Origin of the sequence: Pseudomonas sp. MWU16-30322, assembly GCF_020515535.1 — a bacterium.
In the GTDB taxonomy this organism is placed as follows: domain Bacteria; phylum Pseudomonadota; class Gammaproteobacteria; order Pseudomonadales; family Pseudomonadaceae; genus Aquipseudomonas; species Aquipseudomonas fluorescens_H.
Window position 1 is genome coordinate 14,562 of record NZ_JAIWYL010000018.1, and the last position, 16,466, is coordinate 31,027.

12 protein-coding genes are annotated in these 16,466 nt (G+C 60.6%); 11 read left to right on the forward strand and 1 reads right to left on the reverse strand.

Going from position 1 to position 16,466, the window contains the following annotated elements; genetic code table 11:
- Positions 1-305: 305 nt before the first annotated feature.
- The 9 genes from LCH64_RS27585 (at position 306) to LCH64_RS27625 (ending at position 12,783) form a co-directional block, all read left to right on the forward strand.
- Positions 306-788 (forward strand): sigma-70 family RNA polymerase sigma factor, encoded by a 483-nt coding sequence (locus tag LCH64_RS27585; RefSeq protein ID WP_045122362.1) that lies wholly within the window; start codon positions 306-308, stop codon positions 786-788.
- A gap of 131 nt (positions 789-919) precedes the next feature.
- Positions 920-2,254 carry a SidA/IucD/PvdA family monooxygenase gene (locus LCH64_RS27590; RefSeq protein WP_226501905.1) on the forward strand — a complete coding sequence of 445 codons (1,335 nt, stop codon included), beginning with the start codon at positions 920-922 and terminating at the stop codon, positions 2,252-2,254.
- A gap of 581 nt (positions 2,255-2,835) precedes the next feature.
- Positions 2,836-5,535: a magnesium-translocating P-type ATPase gene (mgtA, locus tag LCH64_RS27595; protein WP_103484486.1), complete on the forward strand. Its 2,700-nt coding sequence runs from the start codon at positions 2,836-2,838 to the stop codon at positions 5,533-5,535.
- Between the two features lie 141 nt (positions 5,536-5,676).
- Positions 5,677-6,393 (forward strand): MgtC/SapB family protein, encoded by a 717-nt coding sequence (locus LCH64_RS27600; RefSeq protein WP_103484485.1) that lies wholly within the window; start codon positions 5,677-5,679, stop codon positions 6,391-6,393.
- A gap of 229 nt (positions 6,394-6,622) precedes the next feature.
- The gene (locus LCH64_RS27605; RefSeq protein ID WP_103484484.1) at positions 6,623-6,988 is read left to right on the forward strand and encodes a hypothetical protein; all 366 of its coding nucleotides are present in this window, start codon (positions 6,623-6,625) and stop codon (positions 6,986-6,988) included.
- A gap of 67 nt (positions 6,989-7,055) precedes the next feature.
- Positions 7,056-8,264, forward strand: coding sequence for an EAL domain-containing response regulator (locus LCH64_RS27610; protein WP_177434676.1), 1,209 nt, complete (start codon positions 7,056-7,058; stop codon positions 8,262-8,264).
- Between the two features lie 87 nt (positions 8,265-8,351).
- Positions 8,352-8,786 carry a chemotaxis protein CheY gene (locus tag LCH64_RS27615; protein ID WP_226501906.1) on the forward strand — a complete coding sequence of 145 codons (435 nt, stop codon included), beginning with the start codon at positions 8,352-8,354 and terminating at the stop codon, positions 8,784-8,786.
- A gap of 143 nt (positions 8,787-8,929) precedes the next feature.
- Positions 8,930-9,556, forward strand: a complete 627-nt coding sequence (locus LCH64_RS27620; RefSeq protein ID WP_226501907.1) for a response regulator transcription factor — start codon at positions 8,930-8,932, stop codon at positions 9,554-9,556.
- Between the two features lie 8 nt (positions 9,557-9,564).
- A complete protein-coding gene (locus LCH64_RS27625; RefSeq protein WP_226501908.1) occupies positions 9,565-12,783 on the forward strand; it encodes a transporter substrate-binding domain-containing protein in 3,219 nt (1,072 codons plus the stop codon).
- 4 nt (positions 12,784-12,787) lie between these two features.
- On the opposite strand, the gene dkgB is transcribed toward LCH64_RS27625, so the two are convergent.
- Positions 12,788-13,591, reverse strand: coding sequence for a 2,5-didehydrogluconate reductase DkgB (gene dkgB / locus LCH64_RS27630; RefSeq protein ID WP_103484479.1), 804 nt, complete (start codon positions 13,589-13,591; stop codon positions 12,788-12,790).
- Between the two features lie 289 nt (positions 13,592-13,880).
- Between dkgB and LCH64_RS27635 the strand changes: the two genes are divergently transcribed.
- Positions 13,881-14,747, forward strand: coding sequence for a pirin family protein (locus LCH64_RS27635; RefSeq protein ID WP_226501909.1), 867 nt, complete (start codon positions 13,881-13,883; stop codon positions 14,745-14,747).
- A gap of 208 nt (positions 14,748-14,955) precedes the next feature.
- Entirely contained in the window at positions 14,956-16,398 is a 1,443-nt protein-coding gene (locus tag LCH64_RS27640; RefSeq protein ID WP_226501910.1) for a mechanosensitive ion channel domain-containing protein, read from the forward strand.
- Positions 16,399-16,466 lie beyond the last annotated feature (68 nt).

Sequence of the window (16,466 nt, forward strand, 5' to 3'; positions counted from 1 at the left end):
GTTCGGCCCGTCGTTCAACCGCGGCGGCGCAGTGCGCGGGGGGTTGAACGCTGTCGCAAGGCGCGACAGATACGGGGAGCTGTCCTGTAAACGATGAGTGCGCAAGGGAATTTAAGTGCGCACACATCAAGTAACAGGTAGCCGCAGAGGACTATTTGGCCCGGATGTGGAAACAGCTCTTTAAATCTATATGAGAATTACTATAAATTACGCAACTCAAGTTGCCACCATCTTGCTACTGCGGATCGCGGGCGGCGGAATCCGTGTGCTCAAGGACAGGAACTGCATCGATGCGGTCGGGAGTCATGTTGGAAAACTACTATCGGGAGCTGGTGTGTTTCCTGAACGCCAGGCTGGGCAACCGTCAGGTTGCCGAAGATGTGGTGCATGACGCTTATTTGCGGGTGCTGGAGCGTTCCAGTGACACGCCCATCGAGCAACCCCGGGCGTTTCTCTATCGCACCGCCCTGAACCTGGTCATCGATGATCATCGGCGCAATGCCTTGCGTCAGGTCGAGTCGCTTGATGTGCTCGACAGCGAAGAGCGATATTTCACCCCGTCACCCCATGGCACCCTCGATCACGGCCAGCGTCTGGAAATGCTCCAGCGTGCGCTGGCGGAGTTGCCGCCGTTGTGCCGCGACAGCTTTTTGCTGCGCAAGATCGAAGGCCTGTCCCACCCCGAAATTGCCGCGACCCTCGGGATCTCCAAGGCGTTGGTGGAAAAACACATCGTCAATGCCATGAAGCATTGCCGGTTGCGAATCAAACAATGGGATGCCCATTGATCCTGGCTGGTTAAATTTCCTTTCATCGTCCTCGTTCCTACTCAACAGACGACCTGCTGACCTGTTTCAGGCCGGTCAGGCCACCCAGGCTTTATCCCCGTGTTGAGGGGTTCATCCAGAGGACACTGGAAATGACACAGGCAATTGCATCGCCCATCGTTCACGACCTGATCGGCGTCGGTTTCGGCCCTTCCAACCTGGCCCTGGCCATCGCTCTGCAAGAGCGCGGCCCGACCCACGGCGAGCTGGATGTGCTGTTCCTCGACAAGCAGGCCGACTACAGCTGGCACGGCAACACCCTGTCGACCCAGAGCGAGTTGCAGATTTCCTTCCTCAAGGATCTGGTGACCCTGCGCAACCCGACCAGTCCGTACTCGTTCGTCAACTACCTCAAGCACCACGGGCGTCTGGTGGACTTCATCAATCTCGGCACCTTCTACCCGTGCCGCATGGAGTACAACGACTACCTGCGCTGGGTCGCCGGGCAGTTCACCGAGCAGAGCCGCTACGGCGAAGAAGTGCTGACCATCGAACCGGTGCTGCACAACCATCAGGTTGAAGCGTTGCGCGTGATCTCCCGCGACACCGAAGGCCAGCAGTTCGTGCGCACCGCGCGTTCGGTGGTGGTCAGCGCCGGCGGCACGCCGCGTATTCCCGAAGCGTTCAAGGCGCTCAAGGGCGACAGCCGCGTGTTCCACCACTCGCAGTACCTGTCGCAGATGGCCAGACAGCCGTGTGTGAACAATCAACCGATGAGCATCGCGATCATCGGTGGCGGGCAGAGCGCGGCGGAAGCCTTCATCGATCTGAACGATTCGTTCCCGTCGGTGCAGGTCGACATGATCCTGCGCGGTTCGGCCCTCAAGCCTGCGGACGACAGCCCGTTCGTCAACGAAGTGTTTTCGCCGGAGTTCACCGATCTGGTGTTCCAGCAAAACAGTGCCGAGCGCGAGCGCCTGGTCAACGAGTACCACAACACCAACTACTCAGTGGTGGACATCGACCTGATCGAACGCATCTACGGCATCTTCTATCGGCAGAAAGTCTCGGGCATCGCCCGTCATGCATTCCGCACCCTGACCACCGTTGAAAGCGCCACCGCCACCGAGCGCGGCATTGAACTGGCGGTGCGCAACAACGCCACCGGCGAAGTTACCGTGCGTGTCTATGACGCCGTGGTCCTGGCCACCGGTTACGAGCGGCAGATGCACCGCAAACTGCTGGCTCCGCTGGAGGAGTACCTCGGTGATTTCGAGGTCGATCGCAACTACAGACTGATCACCGACGAGCGCTGCAAGGCCGGCCTGTACATGCAGGGCTTCTGCCAGGCCAGCCATGGTCTGAGCGACACCTTATTGTCGGTGCTGCCGGTGCGCGCTGATGAGATTGCCGGCTCGCTGTACGAGCATGGCAAGCACCGTGGGCATCGTTCGATGGCGGATCTGTTGTTGGCAGCTGCCAGCTGACTCATCGGTGCCTGATACACCGCCTTCGCGAGCAGGCTCGCTCCCACAAGGGATCTCCAGCGAACACAGAAGTTGTGTTGAATGAAGATCCAGTGTGGGAGCGAGCCTGCTCGCGAAGGGGCCATTTGAAACACCACAAATCCTCAATCCTGAACCCTTCCTGAACATCCCCGACACACCACCTTTCACGGGTTTACTCATCCATCATCGAGGCGTAAGCTTCGCGCGTTTTCATCAATAGCGGAGACCCACAGTGGGTACTTGTTCGAGTGACAGTTGTCGGCCGGTCTCGGTAACCGGCAGATTCTCGGCAAGATAACGCGCAGCCTTTCTCTGCCGTTGTCTCGCCGTAAAAGCGAGCAGCGGCATCCCGATCATGGTCAGTTGAGACCATGTCCCGACGTCCTTCTCATCGACACTGAACGTGTGTGGTTCCGACCGTGTGGTCGTGATCGCAAACCTATCGACACGCCTGTCTTTTCTGACCGGCGCGCCAAGCCTTGCCGTGCCGGATTTTCCGGCGCACGAGGCATGGTCGTACCTGCTCGACGGTTTCCCGGCTGACCATAGGGGCAACAGCCATGAAACTTACGCTCAAGGAATTTTTCGCAGGCTTCCTGCGCACACGCCACATCGCCCGGCACTTCCGCCGTCTGGCGTTGCTGGAATCGATCAACGACACCACGGTCAGCCGTGAAGTGCCGCCCACCCTGGCCAACACCCTGGTCGATGCGGCCCATCGCGACAGCAGCGAACTGCTGTCTTCGCTGGGCACCCACACTGACGGTTTGACCGATTTTGAAGTCGACGCACTGCGCGCGCAGTACGGCCTCAACGAAGTCGAACACGAGCAGCCGCTGCCATGGTGGACCCACTTGTGGCACTGCTACAAAAACCCGTTCAACCTGCTGCTGACCCTGTTGGCGGTGATCTCGTGGCTGACCGAAGACCTCAAAGCCGCCACGGTGATTTTCTCCATGGTGGTGCTGTCGACGCTGCTGCGCTTCTGGCAGGAAAGCAAATCCAACCGGGCCGCCGACGCGCTCAAGGCCATGGTCAGCAACACCGCCACAGTGATGCGCCGCGATGAGCCACGGATCGAACTGCCGATCAAGCAACTGGTGCCGGGCGACCTGATCGTACTGTCTGCCGGCGACATGATTCCTGCCGATTGCCGGGTGCTCAGCGCCAAGGATCTGTTCGTCAGCCAGGCGGCGATGACCGGTGAATCGATGCCGGTGGAAAAATTTGCCCGCCAGGCCGACCGCGACACGCGCAATCCGCTGGAGCTGGAGAACATCCTGTTCATGGGCACCAACGTGGTGTCCGGCACGGCGATGGCGGTGATTCTCACCACCGGCAACAGCACCTATTTTGGTGCGCTGGCGCAACGGGTCGGCGCGACTGACCGTGCGGTGACCTCGTTCCAGCTCGGTGTGAACAAAGTCAGCTGGCTGCTGATCCGCTTCATGTTCGTCATGGCGCCGCTGGTGCTGTTCATCAACGGTTTCACCAAGGGCGACTGGACTGAAGCCCTGTTGTTCGCGCTGTCGATCGCTGTTGGCCTGACTCCGGAAATGTTGCCGATGATCGTCACCTCGACCCTGGCCAAAGGTGCGGTGTTCCTGTCGCGCAAGAAAGTCATCGTCAAGCGTCTGGATGCGATCCAGAACTTCGGTGCCATGGACGTGCTGTGCACCGACAAGACCGGCACCCTGACCCAGGACAAGATCTTCCTCGCGCGCAATGTCGACGTCTGGGGTGAAGACTCGGATGACGTGCTGGAAATGGCCTACCTGAACAGCTATTACCAGACCGGGCTGAAAAACCTGCTCGACGTGGCGGTGCTCGAACACGTGGAAATCAACCGTGAGCTGAAGGTCGGCACGGCGTTTCGCAAGGTCGATGAGATCCCGTTCGACTTCAATCGCCGGCGCATGTCGGTGGTGGTCGAAGGGCGTGGTGAACCGCATCTGCTGATCTGCAAAGGCGCGGTAGAGGAAGTGCTGGCGGTGTGCACCCGTGTGCAGCACGGCGAAGTCGAAGAAGCCTTGAGCGATGAATTGCTGACCCGGATTCGTCAGGTCACCGCAGCATTCAACGCTGAAGGCTTGCGCGTGGTGGCGGTGGCTGCCCGCTCGATGCCGGAAGGTCGCGACACTTACAGCCTGGCGGATGAGCAGGAATTGACGCTGATCGGTTATGTGGCGTTCCTCGATCCACCGAAGGAAAGCACCGCGCCGGCGCTCAAGGCTTTGGCCGAACACGGTGTCGCCGTCAAAGTGCTGACCGGTGACAACGAACTGGTGACTGCGAAGATTTGCCGCGAAGTCGGTCTGGCCCAACAGGGCCTGCTGATGGGCAATGACATCGAGCGCATGAGTGATGCCCAACTGGCAATCGCCGTGGAGAAGACCAATGTCTTCGCCAAGCTGACCCCGTCGCACAAGGAGCGCATCGTGCGCATTCTCAAGGGCAACGGGCATGTGGTCGGCTTCATGGGCGACGGCATCAACGATGCGCCGGCACTGCGCACGGCCGACATCGGTATTTCGGTGGACAGCGCGGTGGACATCGCCAAGGAAGCCGCCGACATCATCCTCCTGGAAAAGAGCCTGATGGTGCTGGAGGAGGGCGTGCTCGAAGGGCGCCGCACCTTCGCCAACATGCTCAAGTACATCAAGATGACCGCCAGCTCCAACTTCGGCAACGTGTTCTCGGTACTGGTCGCCAGTGCGTTCATTCCGTTCCTGCCGATGCTGCCGATGCACCTGCTGGTACAGAACCTGCTCTACGACATTTCGCAGATCGCCATTCCGTTCGACAACGTCGATGACGAGATGCTGAAAAAGCCGCAACGCTGGCAGCCGGCTGATGTTGGACGCTTCATGCTGTTCTTCGGTCCGATCAGTTCGATCTTTGACATCCTGACGTTCGCCTTGATGTGGTATGTGTTCGATGCCAACACCCCGGATCACCAGACCCTGTTCCAGTCCGGCTGGTTCGTGGTGGGCTTGCTGACCCAGACGCTGATCGTGCACATGATCCGCACGCCGAAGATTCCATTCCTGCAAAGCCGTGCAGCCATGCCGCTGTTGGTGATGACCGGGATCATCATGGCGGTCGGGATCTTCCTGCCGATGGGGCCGCTGGCCGACTACTTCAAACTGCAGGCGCTGCCGTCGATGTACTTCGTGTTCCTGCCGATGATCCTGTTGGCGTACATGGCGCTGACCCAGGCGGTGAAAGGCTTCTACATCCGCCGGTTCGGCTGGCAATAACAGCAGGGGCAACACTGTTCCCTGTAGGAGTGAGCCTGCTCGCGATAGCAATCTGTCAGTCAAAATTTCAGCGACTGACACACCGCTATCGCGAGCAGGCTCACTCCTACAGGGGATTCGGGTGTTTTCAAGGACAAGACTATGCAAGCCATCAACAACCTCAACCTCACCTCGCTGCTCGACACTCTCGTCAGCCTCAGCGCAGCGTTCATCCTCGGTGGCCTGATCGGTTTCGAGCGCCAGTACCGGCAACGCACGGCGGGTCTGCGCACCAACGTATTGGTGGCGGTCGGCGCGGCGATTTTCGTCGACATGGCCAACCGCCTCGGCGGTGCTGATGGCGCGGTGCGCGTGGTCGCCTACGTGGTCTCCGGCATCGGCTTTCTCGGCGCCGGCGTGATCATGCGCGAGGAGGGCAACGTCCGTGGCCTCAACACCGCCGCGACCCTGTGGACCTCCGCCGCCGTCGGTGCCTGCGCCGGTGCCGACCTGCTGGCCGAAGCGGTGCTCGGCACGCTGTTCATCCTCGCCGCCAACACCTTGCTGCGGCCGATCGTCAACAACATCAACCGCCAGCCACTGGATGTTGTCTCGGCCGAAGTCACCAACATCGTTTACGTGATCGCCCGACGCTCGCAACAGAAAGCCGTGTTCGCCCTGCTCGAAGCCGAGCTGGAGCGCAGCAACTACCCGGCCAGCGATGTCGATGTACACGCCTTCGGCGCCGACGAAATCGAGATCGAAGCGACGCTGGCGACCACCTCGGTGGACGGTGACGAACTTGATGCACTGGTGGCGCGGATCTCGACCTCGGCGCTGGTGGTGCAGGCGTTCTGGAGTCCGAGTACCACGGAATAAGGCAACAACTCGAGCCGCCATTCGGCGTGGCTCTCGGCGATCGCTATCGCCGCCTCTGGCAAGAAAATCGCCGCTTTGGCCAGTGTCCAGGCGGCGTCCTGTCGGTTTTCGAGAGGTTTCCTCCTGCTTTTAGGACTTTTCCTACATAGGTTCTGACGACTTCTGGTTAGCGTGTTCAGCACATTTTCTTACGCCGTTAAACCTTATGTCCTACAAGTGCAGGCGAATCGTGATTGTCGAAGAGCAGCAGGCTCTGCAATCCAGAATCGCCAGAGTCTTCAACGAGCTGGGCTACCGCCACCTCACGCCAGTGCGTTCGTTTCGTGAACTGTTGGCGTTGACGCATTACTCCCATGAGCCGTTCGAGCAATTCGACCTGATGATCATCAATGGCGAACTGATTGCTGCTGCGGGTGTTGATCCGGTGCGGTTCTTTCAGGGCAATCCACAGATTCGCCACGGTGTGATCCACGATGTCCGGCGTGGTCAGCCGCAGGCCGAGGCGATTTATGCCACCCAGCGCCGGCAGCTGTTCATGCTCCATACGCCGGACCGGCAGACCCTTGGCACCGTGCTGGAGCATCTCGATGGTTAAGCAATCGCAGACGCCCCCTCGCGAGCTCCACACTCATCCGCATTTCACCCACAGCGAGCCAACCCTCATGCCCGATCTGCCGCTCCGTATCCTGGTGCTTGAAGACCACGCTTTCCAGCGCTCCGTAGCGGTGAACATGCTGCAAGGGCTGGGGTGTCGGGAGGTGCTGGAAGCCAGCGATGGCGCGCAGGCGCTGGCGTTGCTCGATGAAGTCGGCTCGGTGGACATCGCCCTGTGCGACTTGCAGATGGAGGGCATGGACGGCCTGGAGTTTCTGCAGCGGGTCGGCGCGTCGGGGCAGGTCAGGTCGGTGATCATCAGCAGTTCGCTGTCGGCGGATCTGCGGCGGGCAGTGCATCAGATGGTTGCGCTGCTTGGGCTGCACCTGCTCGGTGATGTCGGCAAACCGCTGCACGCCCAAGTGTTGGCCGAGTTGCTGGAGAAATTCGTCAATCGGCAGATCAGCCCGGCGCAGCCGGTTCGCACCACAACGCTGGCCAGTGAAGCGGCGGTACGCCATGCGCTGGCCGAGGGCCAATTGCATGCCTGGTATCAACCCAAGTTCAACCTGCAGAGCGGCGAAGTCTGTGGCGTTGAAGTGCTGTGCCGCTGGCTGCATCCGACACGCGGGCTGATTTCGCCGGCGCTGTTTGTGCCGGTACTTGAACGTTGCGGACTGCTCGACGAGATGCTGTTCGCGCAGATCGATCAGGCCTTGCGGGTACAGCACAGTGCCCGGGCTCAGGGCTTTGTCTTGAACATGGCCTTCAACCTGCAAACCGTGCAATTGGCCAATGCGCAACTGACGTCCACTTTGAAAAGCCTTTTGGCTGAACATAAAACCTGCGGTTCGAGCCTGACGTTCGAGCTGACCGAAAGCGGTCTGCTCGAAGCGCCGGCCACCAGCCTCGAGAGTCTGGTGCGGTTGCGCATTATGGGTTGTCGCTTGTCGATCGATGACTTCGGCGCGGGGTTCTCCTCATTGCAGCGCCTGTGTCAGCTGCCATTCAACGAGATCAAGCTCGACGCCGATTTCATTCGCAACCTTGCGCACGAACCCCGTTGCCGCGCCGCCATCAGCAGCACCCTGGCACTGGGCGAAGCCCTGGGCATGAGCGTAGTCATCGAGGGCATCGAAACCGATGCGCAACGTCGTGAACTGCTGGCACTGGGCTGCACGCAAGGGCAGGGCTACTGGTACGCACGACCGATGGCCGGGGCCGATTTGCTCAACTGGCTGCAACGGCGCAACCACGGGAAAAACGCGGATGAATGAGCGGATTTTTAGGAAAGATCCTACAGAGTTGTTCCTGCGGCTTGCGTAGCCTTGGCGCATCCACCCGTGACCTCCAGGAGATCGAGCATGATCAATAAAACCCTGCGCATCCTGATTGCCGATCCGCAGCATTTTCACCGGATGAAAATCGAGCGCCTGTTCAATGGCCTTGAATACTTCCGCATCGCTCCGGTACAGAGTCTGCTTGAGCTGCTGACCCTGGTCGAGTACGGCTGTGAACCCTTCGATGCGGTGGTCATCAACGCCGAGCTGGCGGCCGGATCGCTGGACCTGCCGGGGTTTTTCCTCAACAACCCGCATGTGCGCCACGCGCTGATCTATAACGAGCCCTCGGCGCCTGCGCTGACACCCGCCGGCTTCGCTCAGGAAAACCTGCAGATCAGCCATGTCGCCTTGCCCAATGCGGCCGCGATCAAGCATCTGATGGCGCGCGTCGATGTTGCCCCGGTGTGTGCGGCTGACACCTGGAGCCCGCTATCAGCCCTGCAGCGTCGGGCTTGAGCACGGATTCCCCTTTGGCGCAACTGTCAGATCTGACAGGTAGATACGGTTTGACTCCCGTGTAACAGTCTTTGCGCAGCCACTGCGGCAGGAACAGCCGATGCCAGTGGCGCCATCGTCATGTTTTTGCACTGGGAGCGGTCATGAAGTCAGCGCTGATCGTCGATGATCATCCGGTGGTACGGGCGGCCGTGAAACTCGTCCTCGAAGCCGAACGGTTCAAGGTTATTCACGAAGCATCGAGCGCCAGTGAAGTCATGGCGCTGCTCCGCAAGCACCAACCCAAACTGGTGATACTCGATCTCAAGTTACCGGGGCTCGGCGGGCTGGAGGTGTTGGAGCGGCTGAAGTCCGCCAACCCCGAGTGCAAGGTGTTGATCTTCTCCTCCCAGGACCCGCTGCATTATCAAAATCGATGCCTGCGGGGCGGGGCCATGGGCTACGTGACCAAAACCAACCAGTTGCTGCAATTGCACAAGGCAATCCAGGCACTGATGTCGGGCTACTCATACTTTGCAGCGTTGCCCGACACCACCCATACATCGTCCCCGCTGGGCCACAGTGAAAAACAGCTGATCGATCAGCTCTCCAACCGCGAACTGAGCATTCTCGAGCAATTGGCACTGGGCAAATCGAACAAGGCGATCGCCGAAGACATGCACCTGAGCCATAAGACCGTCAGTACCTACAAGACCCGCCTGATGAAAAAACTCGCGATCAATTCCACGGTGCACTTGCGCGAATTCGCCAAGCGCAATCATTTGATCTGAGTGGCAAAGTGAGTCGGCAACGCGGGTGGTGGGTTCTGTGGTTGAGTATCACGGCCACCTGCTGCGCCAGCGAGCCGCCACAACCCCTGGAATTGTTGAGCCAGGCAGCACTGGAAAATATTCAGGTCGCGCTCGACGAGCAGGACCGCCAATGGCTGCGCCAGCACCCGGTGTTGCGCATGGGTATTTCCGGAGCCGATTACCCGCCGTTCGAAATCACCCGCAATCGGCAGGAGCTGGAAGGCCTCACCGCCGATTACGCCGAGCTTCTGGCGCAACTGCTCAATGTGCGGATCGACGTTCGACGCTTCACCCATCGCGCCCAGGTGATGGCCGCACTCAAACGCGGTGAACTGGACCTGCTGGGGACCTCGAACAATTTCGAGCTGGCCGACCCGGATTTCATGCTGTCGCGCCCCTACGCCGAAGACCAGCCGATGCTGGTGACCCGGCTTGACGAAACTCTGCCGGCGGATCTGGCGGGCCGACGCATCGCCATGGTCGAGGACTATCTGCCGTTGGCCAGCGTGCAGGCGTTCTATCCCGGGGCGGACTTGCAGCGTTACCCCTCGGCGATGGATGCGTTGGGTGCGGTGGCATTCGGTGTCGATGACGGCTATCTCGGCGATCTGATCAGCGCCAATTACCTGATCAACACCAACTACCGTAATGACTTGCAACTGGCCGGTCCGTCGGGCCTGGATGCCAGCCCCTTCGGTTTCGCCATGCTGCGCAGCGAAGTTCGCCTCAAACGCATCATCGACAAGGCGCTGGCGGTGATTCCCCTGGAGCGTCGTCAGCTTATCGAGCAGCGCTGGAGCGCGGGGCGTGCGCAAATGGCCGCGCAGTCACGGGTGCGCCTCAGTGCCGGCGAGCAGGAGTGGCTGGAGCAACATCCGCTGGTGCGGGTCGGTGTGATCGAGGATTTCGCACCGCTGACTTTTTTTGACGCCAGCGGGCGATTCAACGGTCTGTCAGCGCAATTGCTTACCCTGATCAGTCAGCGCACCGGGCTGCATTTCGAGGTGGTCCGGGGGCGTTCGCTGGATCGCCAGATCGAACAGCTCAAGGCCGGTGAGCTCGACGTGTTGCCGGTGGTGACCCCGAGCAGCGAGCGGGAAGCAGAGCTGCAATTCACCCGTGCGTACCTGAACAATCCGTTTGTACTGGTCAGTGCAATAACGGCGGGCAGTCCGCGCAGCCTTGCCGATCTGCCGGGCAAGCGTCTGGCGATTTATCGCGGTCATCCGTTACGCGGTTACATCCTGCAGCGGGTGCCGGGGGTACGTCTGGTGGACGTCAGCAGCCCGGCCGAGGGCATGGAGCTGATCGCCAAGGGGCAGGCCGACGCGACCGTCAGCTCGTTGCTGGTCGCGCGTTTTCTGATAGCCCGCCATTACCGTGAGCGCCTGCGCATCACCAATACCATCGGCGATCAACCGGCGCGCATCGCCTTGGCCACCGCACCGCAGGATACGGCGCTGCACACGATTCTGAACAAGGCGCTGCTGAGCATCGCGCCGCAACAGATGGACGAGCTGGTCGAGCGCTGGAGCCATGATGTGTTGGTCGAGGAGAGCTATTGGCAGCGCTATCGCCGGGAGATTCTCCTGGCTTTTGCCGCTGCCGCGAGCCTGCTGTTGTTGGCCTTGGCCTGGATCGGTTTGCAGCGCTGGCAGTTGCGCCAGCGTCAGCAATGGCTGCGGCAGTTGCAGCAGGCCAAGGAGGCCGCCGACGACGCCAACCGGGCCAAGACCACGTTTCTGGCGACCATGAGCCATGAAATCCGCACCCCGATGAATGCCTTGATCGGCATGCTTGAACTGGCCCTGAAGCGGGCCGAGGAGGGTGTCACCGACAAGCTGGCGATCGAAGTCGCATCCGGCGCTGGCCAGCAACTGCTCGCGCTGATCGGCGACATTCTCGACATCGCACGCATCGAGTCCGGGCATCTGTCCCTCGCACCGGAACGGGCCAATCTGCGCGAACTGGTGATCTCGGTGTGCCGGGTGTTCGAGGCACTGGCGCGGCAGAAGCGCCTGTTGTGGCATGTCGAACTGGATGCACAGAGTGGCGTTGACGTCATGGTCGACCCGACACGCTTCAAGCAAGTGCTGTCGAACCTGTTGAGCAACGCGATCAAGTTCACCGAGCACGGCCAGGTGAGCGTGCAACTGGTTGTGACCAGGACGGCTCCCGATCAATTGGCCGTGAAAGTCGTGATTGAAGACAGTGGCATCGGCATCAGCGCCGATGACCGGCAACGCCTGTTCAGCCCGTTTGTCCAGGCCGGCAACCATGGTCAGTCGGCGCGCAGCGGCTCGGGGCTGGGACTGGTGATCAGCCGCAACCTCTGCGAAATGATGGGCGGAACGCTGCACCTCGACAGCGAGCCGGGGCTTGGAACGCGGGTCGACATCAATCTGCAGTTGCCGTTGTTGGCCGCGCTCGCCCCCGAACCGGCAAGCCCTGAAGTGGTAGACACGCCGGCGCGTTCATTGAGTGTTCTGGTGGTGGACGATCATCCGGTCAACCGCTTGCTGTTGTGCTGGCAACTGAGCGAACTCGGCCACCGTACGGTCGACATCGAAGACGGTGAACAGGGGCTGCAACGCTGGCGAGCACAAGCATTCGATGTGCTGATCACCGACTGCAACATGCCGCAGCGCAACGGTTACGAACTCGCCCGGACGATCCGTGACGAAGAAGCAGCGAGCGGCCGGGCGCGTTGCCTGATCCTCGGTTTTACCGCCAACGCGCAAGTCGAGGAGAGGGTTCGTTGCCTTGAGGCCGGCATGGACGATTGTCTGTTCAAGCCGATTCGCTTGCACGATCTGCAGCAGGCGTTGAAGGCGGCCAGTCACGGCGAAAGCGATCACTTGCCGACCCCGGCTCTGACGTTGACCGAGATCGACCTGAGCGCGCTGGAGCAGATGGCTGGAGACGATCACTCGGTGATGCAACGCCTGCGCGAACAAGTATTGCGCAGTCTGCAGGACGATCTGCAACGGCTGGATGCGGCGCGCCAGCCCCAGGATCTGGACGGGTTGCGGACGCTGGCGCATCACATCAAGGGCGGTGCGCAAATGGTCGGTGCCGCGCGGGTGGCGGCGGCGTGCGCGGATCTCGAACAGGCGTGTCGAGACGCCGAAACACTGGCTGTCCACCGCTCGGCGGATGCGCTGCGCACGGCCATGCTCGGCCTTGCGCAGCATCTTCAGGGCTGAGCGCTCAATCCCACTGCGGGGCAATGCCTTTCGGGCTGGTCAGGCGATGGCCGCGCTCCAGACCGGCGATCAGCGCCATGTCTGCTTCGCTCAACGTCAGCGCGGTGGCGCCGAGGTTGCTTTGCAGGTTGGCGCGCTTGGTCGACGATGGAATCACCGCGTAACCCGACTGCATCGCCCAGGCCAGAGTGACTTGCGCCGGGGTCGCTTGCAGGCGTTCAGCAATCTGCTGGATCACCGGATCCTTCAGCACTTCGCCATAGGCGAGGGTCATGTAGGAGGTGATCTGGATGCCCTGGCTGCGGGCGAACTCGACCACTTTGCGATTTTGCAGGTACGGGTGCAGCTCGATCTGGTTGGTGGCGATGTTTTCCGCGCCGACCGCTGCGATGGCTTGTTGCATCAAGTCGATGGTGAAGTTGGACACCCCGATCTGCCGGGTCAGACCCAGACGCTTGGCTTCGAGCAGCGCGCCCATGAATTCGGCGACCGGCACCTGATCTTCCGGCGACGGCCAGTGGATCAGCGTCAGGTCGAGATAGTCGGTCTGCAACTTCTGCAGGCTTTCCTTGAGGCTGTCGATCAGACGGTCCTTGGCGAAGTTGGCGATCCAGATCTTGCTGGTGATGAACAGCTCTTCGCGAGCAATGCCGCTGGCGGCGATGGCCTGGCCGACCTCGGCTTCGTTCTCGTAGATCTGCGCGGTGTCGATGGCGCGATAGCCAAGTTCAAGGCCGGTGCGCACCGAATCGATGACCACCTGACCTTGCAGGCGAAACGTACCCAGACCAAAAGCGGGAACAGACATTGATGACTCCAGGGTTGCAGTGGGAATGGGCAGGAGTATCCGTGTCTGCGTCCTTGAGAAAAACCGCTGGTGGGGCAAAGCACTGTTGAGCAGAAGTCATGAATCTTTTCCAATAGTCGTGTTGTCTGGACTGGCCTCTTCGCGAGCAAGCCCGCTCCCACAAGGGACGAGATTCAAAGGTGGGACTGTTCTAAATATGGAACACTAAAGCCGGTTTTTGCCGGCTATTCCTCCAGCCGTCATGGATTTAAGCTCAATCCATTGAGTCACCCACCTTTTGGAGGCAACCATGAAAAACATCATCGGTATCTACACCAGCCCTCGCGGCCATTGGGTCGGCGATGGCTTCCCGGTTCGCACCCTGTTTTCCTACGACAACCTGGGCAAACACATCAGCCCGTTCCTGCTGCTCGATCACGCAGGACCTGCCGAATTCACCCCGACCACCGAGCGCCGTGGCGTCGGCCAGCACCCGCACCGTGGTTTTGAAACGGTGACCATCGTCTACGACGGCGAAGTACAGCACCGCGACTCGACCGGCAGCGGCGGCACCATCGGCCCCGGCGATGTGCAGTGGATGACGGCGGCGTCCGGGATCCTGCACGAAGAGTTTCATTCGGATGATTTCGCCAGAACCGGCGGCAAGCTGGAAATGGTGCAACTCTGGGTCAACCTGCCGGCCAAGGACAAAATGGCCGCGCCCGGCTACCAGACCATTCTTGATCTTGACATTCCGAATATCGCGCTGAAGGACGGCGCCGGCAGCCTGCGGCTGATTGCCGGTGAGTTCGAAGGGCATAAGGGGCCGTCGCACACCTTCACGCCGATCGATGTCTGGGACCTGCGGTTGAACGCCGGCAAGTTGCTGACACTGGATCTGCACGAAGGGCGCAACACCGCGCTGGTGCTGTTGAAAGGTTCGGTGACGATCAACGGTGCGCAAACGGCGGGTGTCGGGCAGTTGGTGCTGTTCGAGCGCGACGGTCGTCAGTTGACCCTTGAGGCCGGCGAAGACGCGGTGGTGTTGCTGCTCAGCGGCGAGCCGATTGATGAACCGATTGTCGGCCACGGCCCGTTCGTGATGAACACCGAGCAGGAAATTCATCAGGCATTCGCCGACTTCCAGTCCGGGCAATTCGGCCGAATGCACGGGTAACTACCCCCCCTGTGGGAGCGGGCTTGCTCGCGAAAGCGGAGTGTCAGTCGATGCGTGTCTGACTGATCCACCGCCTTCGCGAGCAAGCCCGCTCCCACATTGGTTTTTGGGTGTTTTTGCGCGGGCGTTCATCCTCTGAAATCAATTGCTCCTACACTTGCCCAATCTGTGCGATCTTCTCGCGATTGGCCCCTGTCGGAGTGGTTTGATGTTGTCTTTTTTGAGCGAACATCCGTTGTTCTGCGCGTTGATCCTGATCCTCCTTGATCTCGGGCTGTGGCGCCTGATCAGCTCGCGTGGCAGCGAGTGGAAGCTGCTGGTGCGAGTGCTGATTTTCAGCCTGTTCAGCGTGCTGTTGTTCAACGAAGGCCTGAATCCGATGGAGCCGGCGCCGTGGGCCGACAACGTGCCGCTGCATCTGGCGGCGACCGGCTTGCAGATCGGTTGGTGGCTGTTCGGCGCGCGCACCCTGACCGTGCTGATCGGCGCGGTGATGATGCAGCGGGTCGGCCACACCGGGCGGCTGTTGCAGGATCTGCTCGGTGCGGTGATTTTCCTGATCGCGATTATCGCCGCGCTGGCCTATGTGCTGGATCTGCCGGTCAAAGGCGTGCTGGCGACGTCCGGGGCCTTGGCGATCATTGTCGGTCTGGCGTTGCAGAGCACCTTGAGCGACGTGTTCTCCGGGATTGTGCTCAACACCACCAAGCCCTATCAGATCGATGACTGGATCTCCATCGACGGTACCGAAGGCCGGGTCGTCGATATCGACTGGCGCGCCACGCGCCTGCAAACCAGTCAGGGCAGCATGGCAGTGATTCCCAACTCGCTGGCGGCCAAGGCCAAGATCATCAACTTCAGCCGACCGAGCAACATGTTCGGGGTGGCCGTCAGCGTCCAGGTCAGCCCGCACGCTCGCCCCAACACGGTGATCGACGCGCTGGAACGGGCGATGCAGGGCTGCCGTCCGCTGCTGGACAATCCTTCGCCGAGCGTCGCGCTGAAAAGCTCCAGCAGCGCCGGTGCGGAATATGAGATCAGCGGTTTCGTCTCGTCGATGGATCAGAAGCGCTCGGTGCGCAATCAGCTGTTCGATCTGGCTTACCGACACTTGCAGGCGTCCGGGATCAATCTGTTGTCGAGTGTCGAACCGATCGTCACCGGCAACCTCTCGCGGCCACGGGCGTTGCTCGACAGTTCGCCGATTTTCTCCACGCTGCGTCAGGAAGAAAAAGACACCTTCAGCCAGAACATGACCCTGCAGACTTTTCGCGCCGGGGAGACGATTCTCGATGCCGGGGAGGTCAGTGATCATTTGTTCATCATCGAATCCGGCGTGGTCAGCGTGACCTTGACCCGCCATGGCACGCCGTTCGAATCCGGGCGCATGGGGCCGGGGGAGGTGATCGGCGAGGCCGGCATCCTTTCCGATTCCTCGGTGCCGGCGACCTTCGCGGCGAAAACCTTCTGTGCGCTGTACCGCATCGAGAAGACCTACCTGAAGCCGTGCCTGGATGCTCGTCATGACATCAACGAGGCGATGAAGGCCTTGCTCGATTATCGCCTGCACAAGGCCCAGACCCTGACACAGGACGTGCCGACCGTGGTGGCGAAAACCGGGTTCCTGCACTGGTTGCGTAATCGCGTGTGACGCGGTGGTCTACTCGTCTTCCGGGAGATTGGCTATTTGTCCGGGGCAGTGGCGGGACTACCTTAGTC

Coding starts and splice junctions, on each gene's coding strand:
- LCH64_RS27615 (WP_226501906.1), top strand. CDS start 8,352: ATGATCAATAAAACCCTGCGCATCCTGATTGCCGATCCGCAGCATTTT.
- LCH64_RS27610 (WP_177434676.1), top strand. CDS start 7,056: ATGCCCGATCTGCCGCTCCGTATCCTGGTGCTTGAAGACCACGCTTTC.
- LCH64_RS27635 (WP_226501909.1), top strand. CDS start 13,881: ATGAAAAACATCATCGGTATCTACACCAGCCCTCGCGGCCATTGGGTC.
- dkgB (WP_103484479.1), bottom strand. CDS start 13,591: ATGTCTGTTCCCGCTTTTGGTCTGGGTACGTTTCGCCTGCAAGGTCAG.
- LCH64_RS27590 (WP_226501905.1), top strand. CDS start 920: ATGACACAGGCAATTGCATCGCCCATCGTTCACGACCTGATCGGCGTC.
- LCH64_RS27585 (WP_045122362.1), top strand. CDS start 306: ATGTTGGAAAACTACTATCGGGAGCTGGTGTGTTTCCTGAACGCCAGG.
- mgtA (WP_103484486.1), top strand. CDS start 2,836: ATGAAACTTACGCTCAAGGAATTTTTCGCAGGCTTCCTGCGCACACGC.
- LCH64_RS27640 (WP_226501910.1), top strand. CDS start 14,956: ATGTTGTCTTTTTTGAGCGAACATCCGTTGTTCTGCGCGTTGATCCTG.
- LCH64_RS27600 (WP_103484485.1), top strand. CDS start 5,677: ATGCAAGCCATCAACAACCTCAACCTCACCTCGCTGCTCGACACTCTC.
- LCH64_RS27620 (WP_226501907.1), top strand. CDS start 8,930: ATGAAGTCAGCGCTGATCGTCGATGATCATCCGGTGGTACGGGCGGCC.